The organism is Bacillus cereus group sp. BfR-BA-01381 (assembly GCF_022663555.1).
Taxonomy (GTDB): domain Bacteria; phylum Bacillota; class Bacilli; order Bacillales; family Bacillaceae_G; genus Bacillus_A; species Bacillus_A pacificus.
In genome coordinates, this window is the sequence record NZ_JAKUFR010000159.1 from 1 (window position 1) to 5,214 (window position 5,214).

The window sequence follows — 5,214 nt, forward strand, 5'->3', positions numbered from 1 at the left end:
TTCTTTCAGATAATTCCTTAGTTCAAACACAGATAACTCATATTCCTGTTTTAAAATTACATAACCTACCAAATATTTATCTTTAGTTTCCTTATCAATGCGTGCCATAACTACTGTTTCCTGAACAGCTTGATGTTCTCCTAATATGCTTTCTATTTCAAAAAGTTCGATTCGAAAACCTCGGATTTTCACTTGATTGTCAATTCGGCCCAAAAATTCAATATTTCCATCTGGTAAATAGCGAACTAAGTCCCCAGTCTTGTACAAACGAGCTTTGGAATCTGAAACAAAAGGATTAAGAATAAACTTTTCTTCTGTTAACTCTGGTTGATTTAAATATCCACGTGCTACTCCCTCTCCTCCAACATATAATTCTCCTGGAATTCCTATCGGAACTAATTGTAATTTATTATCCAAAATGTATGTTTGAGTATTAGAAATAGGTCGACCAATAGGGATTGTTTTTCCCTCTTCCAATGTTTCTTGTATTGAATACCATGTAGAGAAGGTTGTATTCTCTGTAGGACCATATCCATTCAACAGATTTTCAGGTGAGCCATACTTAAATACCTGCTTTATCGCCTTTGGATCAATAACATCACCACCCAATACTACATATTGTATAGACTGGAATGCCGTTGGCACCTCACTCACAATTTGATTAAACAGAGCGGGTGTTAAAAACAGTATATTTATTCCTTGATTTTTAATCTCCTCCGCGAAACTTCTTGGAGAAAGTATGATATCTTTTGTGATTCCTATCAACTCAGCCCCATTTAATAGAGCACCCCAAATTTCAAAAGTTGCCGCGTCAAAAGAAGTATTTGAAGCTTGAGCCACTTTGAACGAATGTTGGAACGTTACATAGTTTGTATTACAAACTAATCGATTAATTGCTTTATGAGGAACACATACCCCTTTTGGTCTACCTGTAGATCCTGAAGTATAGATAATATAAGCTAAATTTTCTGGAGTAGTATTAACATCTAAGTTTCTACTACTTTCTTTGGATATATTTATCCAATCTGTATCTATAGAAACTATCTTACTATTATGTTCAGGAAGCCCTTCTACTAATCGCTCTTGTGTGAGTAAAATTGGCACCTTCGAGTCTTCTAACATAAACGCCAATCGCTCTTTTGGATATGTCGTATCTAGAGGAACATACGCTCCGCCAGCTTTTAAAATTCCTAGTAACCCAATTATCATATCTACAGAGCGTTCCATATGAATTCCAACTAATACATCTGGACCTACGCCAAATCTTTTTAAATAATGGGCCAATTGATTTGCCTTATAATTCAGTTCACTGTACGATATATGCTTATCTTCATAAGTTACAGCAATTGTATCCGGATACAATTCTACTTGCCCCTGGAATAATTGATGTACACATTCATCTTTTGGATATTCTGTTTCAGTCTTATTCCACTCCAACAACATTTGTTGTTCGTAATCTGTTAAAAGAGGAAGCTCAATCAAACATTGATTTGGATTTTCTACAATCCCCTCTAATAACAAAGTAAAGTGCTCAATCATTTTTTCAATTGTATCTTGATTAAAGAGCTCTGTATTATATTCTATTGAACCCGAGAGTATCGTCTCTTCTTCCATCATAGATAAAGTTAAATCAAATTTGGATGTGCCACTATGAATCTCAAGTTGTTCAATCTTTATTCCTGACATTTCTAAATTCTTCATAGAAGCATTCTGTAACACAAACATAACTTGAAATATTGGTGAAGTACTCATATCTCGATTAGGCTGCAAAACTTCAACTAGCTTCTCAAAAGGAAAATCTTGATGACTATAGCTTTCTAGTGACTCCTCACGTATGTTAGCTAACAGTTCTCTAAATTTCATATTTCCATTTATAGGCGTACGTATCACAAGTGTATTAACAAAAAAACCAATTAAATTTTCAATTTCTTCATAATTTCGATTAGCAATTGGAGACCCCACTAAAATATCTTCTTGACCCGTATAACGATAAATTAATGTCTTAAACACCGCTAACAGAGTCATGAATTCAGTGACCCCTTCTTGTTGACTTAAGTTTCTAACTTTTTCAGCTAAGTCTTTAGAAAGTGCAAAATCTATAAATGCTCCTTTATATGTTTGCTTAGCGGACCTTGGTCTATCCGTTGGTAAATTTAGTATCGGTAAATCTCCATTTAGTTGTTTTTTCCAATATGAAAGCTGTTTCTCCAGAACCTCTCCTTGTAACCATTCTCTTTGCCAGACTGCAAAATCTGCATATTGAATTGGCAATTCTGGTAAAGATGAGGATCTCTGATTGGAGAAATCCTCATATAATATAGATAACTCTTTCGTAAATATACCTGTTGACCAGCCGTCTGAAATAATATGATGCATATTTAACATTAAAACGTATTCATATGAGTTTATCTTTAATAGATTAACTCGAAATAGAGGGCCCTGTTTTAAATTAAAGGGTTTGCATGCCTCTTCTCTAATCAGAATATCCATTTGAAGTTTCTTTACTTCATCTCGATATTCTGTCAAATCTGAACAAAGAATACTTCTTTTCTGAAACCCGTTAATCACCTGTACAGGTTTATTTTCTACTTCATCAAAAGTAGTTCTAAGTATCTCATGCCTTCTTATAATTTCATTTATACTTTGTTCCAACACTTTTATATCGAGATTACCGGTTAGATGTAGTGTAATTGGAATATTATACAATGCACTCTCTTTTTCCAATTGATCAAAAAACCATAATCGATTCTGAGCAAAAGATAAAGGAATAGCTTCCTGGTGTACACGCTTAGGAATAATTGGATCATTATTTATTTTTTTCCCACGTAATCTTTTTTTTAACAAAGCTCGTTTTGCTTCTGAAAGATTTTTCTGATTTGTTACCATGCCATCTCCCATGTTTCTATTCCCCTTTTTTATTATTTAAGTAACTTATTAGTCTCTTCTTCAGTTAATTGGTCTATTTCTTGAATAATATACTCTACAATTTCCTTACCTAACTCTAATATGGTAGGTTTTTCAAAAATTGCTCTTACCGGAATATTAACTTCAAATATTTTACGAATTTTAGAGATTACTTGTGTAGCTAATAAAGAATGTCCCCCAAGTTCAAAAAAGTTATCATGTATGCCAATCTTCTCAATACCAAGAACTTGTTTCCAGATATCTACCAATAAAATTTCCTCTTCATTACTAGGAGCCACATACTTTTGTTCTGTTTCTATTTTACTTAGGTCAGGAACTGGTAAACATTTACGATCAACTTTTCCACTCGTTGTTAATGGGAATGAATCTAGAAATACATATGCGGAAGGATGCATATATTCAGGTAATTTTTCTTTCAAGAAACTCCTTAATTCTTGTCGAGTAGGGCTATTCCCCTGTTTTATAACCAAGTATGCCACAAGTCGTTTTTCACCTACACTATTACTAATTGCTATAACTGTTGCCTCTCTTACTGCTAAATGTTCCATAAGAACAGTTTCGATTTCACCTAATTCTATACGAATACCTCTAATTTTCACTTGATTATCTAAACGTCCTAAAAATACGATAGCTCCATCTGATCGATAGTATCCTTTATCTCCTGTTTTATACATAAGGGTATTAGATACAAATGGATTTGAAATAAAAGCTTCATTAGTACGTTTAGGATCATTGAGGTACCCTCTTGCCAATCCAACTCCGCTTAAATATAAATCCCCTGCAACACCTATTGGAACCGGTTGTAAATGTTTGTCTAATATATAAACTTGATTATTGTCAATCGGACGACCAACAGGCACAATAACCTCTTGATTTGCTTCACTAAGGGAACATACATGGGCAGTAGAATCAATTGAAACTTCTGTAGCTCCCCACTGATTGTACAAATTACATCTAATTCGTTCAAAAAACATTTTTACAACTTCTGGATGAAGCGCTTCACCACTTGATATTACATGTCGAAGAGAAGTTAATTTAATTTGACTTTTTTGATCTACACTATCAAGAAAGGCCGTTAACATACTAGGAACAAATTGTAATACCGCTACCTCATAATTAACCGCTGCATTTAAAATGGCTTGAGGGTCTTTATGAAGCTCTGGTTCAAGCATTGCAATTCTTCCCCCCACCATCAAAGGCCAGAAAAACTCTACTGCAGCATCATCAAAAGTCAAAGTAGTTTTTTGTAAAACCGTTTCGGTTTCCTTCAACTGATATCTACGTTGCATCCAATTCATACGGTTAACCCATCCCCTATGAATATTTGCAACTCCTTTTGGCTTACCGGTAGATCCTGATGTGTAATAAATTGAAACTAAATGTTCAGCCGTAACATTAGTTTCAGGTGAATACTCTGGATAATCCTCTATTTCTTTTGAATCTTTATCAATACAAACTACAATAACTTCATTCGGAAAAACATCATTCAAATGCCCCTGAGTAAGACATACCTTTGACTTGGAATCTTCTAATATTTGAGCTATTCGAGTAGATGGAGCATCGATTTCTAAAGGTACATACGCTCCACCTGCCTTTAGAACCCCCAATATGGAAATTACTAAGTCTAAAGACCGTTCTACACGTATACCTACTGGAATGTCTGGACCTACACCCTTCATTTTTAAGTAATGAGCTAGTTGATTTGCTTTTTTATTCAATTCATCATAGGTTAGCGTTTTATCTTGATAAACTACCGCTATATTTTCAGGTGTCCTTATAACCTGTTCTTCAAATAAATGGTGTAAACAATGATTATCTTGGTAGGTGACTTCAGTATTGTTCCATTCAGTTAATAATTGATATCTTTCCTTCTCCGTTAATATTGATAGAGTTGAAATTGATTGATTAGGATTTTCTAAAAAAGCTTGTATCAAATTATTAAAGTGATTTATCATTCTTTTTATCGTGTCTGCAAAAAATAAATTAGTATTATATTCAATTTCTACTATGAGCCCTTCCGTGTCTTCATGTACACATAATGTCATATCAAACTTTGCTGTTTCAGTGTGAATTTCAAATGGTACTAAATTCACATCCGAACTCTTTACTATTTTTGTAGAATCATTTTGAACAACAAACATTACGTTAAATAAAGGTGAATACCCCATCTCTCTCTCCGGATGTATTTCTTCCACTAATTTCTCGAATGGGACATCCTGATGAGCGTAAGCTTCTAAAGAAGTCTCTCGTATAAGCTTTAAAACCTCTCTAAATGTCTTATCTCCTGAT

At 33.9% G+C, this 5,214-nt stretch carries 2 protein-coding genes; both read right to left on the reverse strand.

The window, feature by feature from the left end:
* On the reverse strand, positions 1-2,898 hold a 2,898-nt coding region (locus tag MR079_RS27490; protein ID WP_242295005.1), incomplete at its 3' end, for a non-ribosomal peptide synthetase.
* A gap of 20 nt (positions 2,899-2,918) precedes the next feature.
* The coding region (locus MR079_RS27495; protein ID WP_242295006.1) for a non-ribosomal peptide synthetase at positions 2,919-5,214 on the reverse strand (2,296 nt) is incomplete at its 5' end.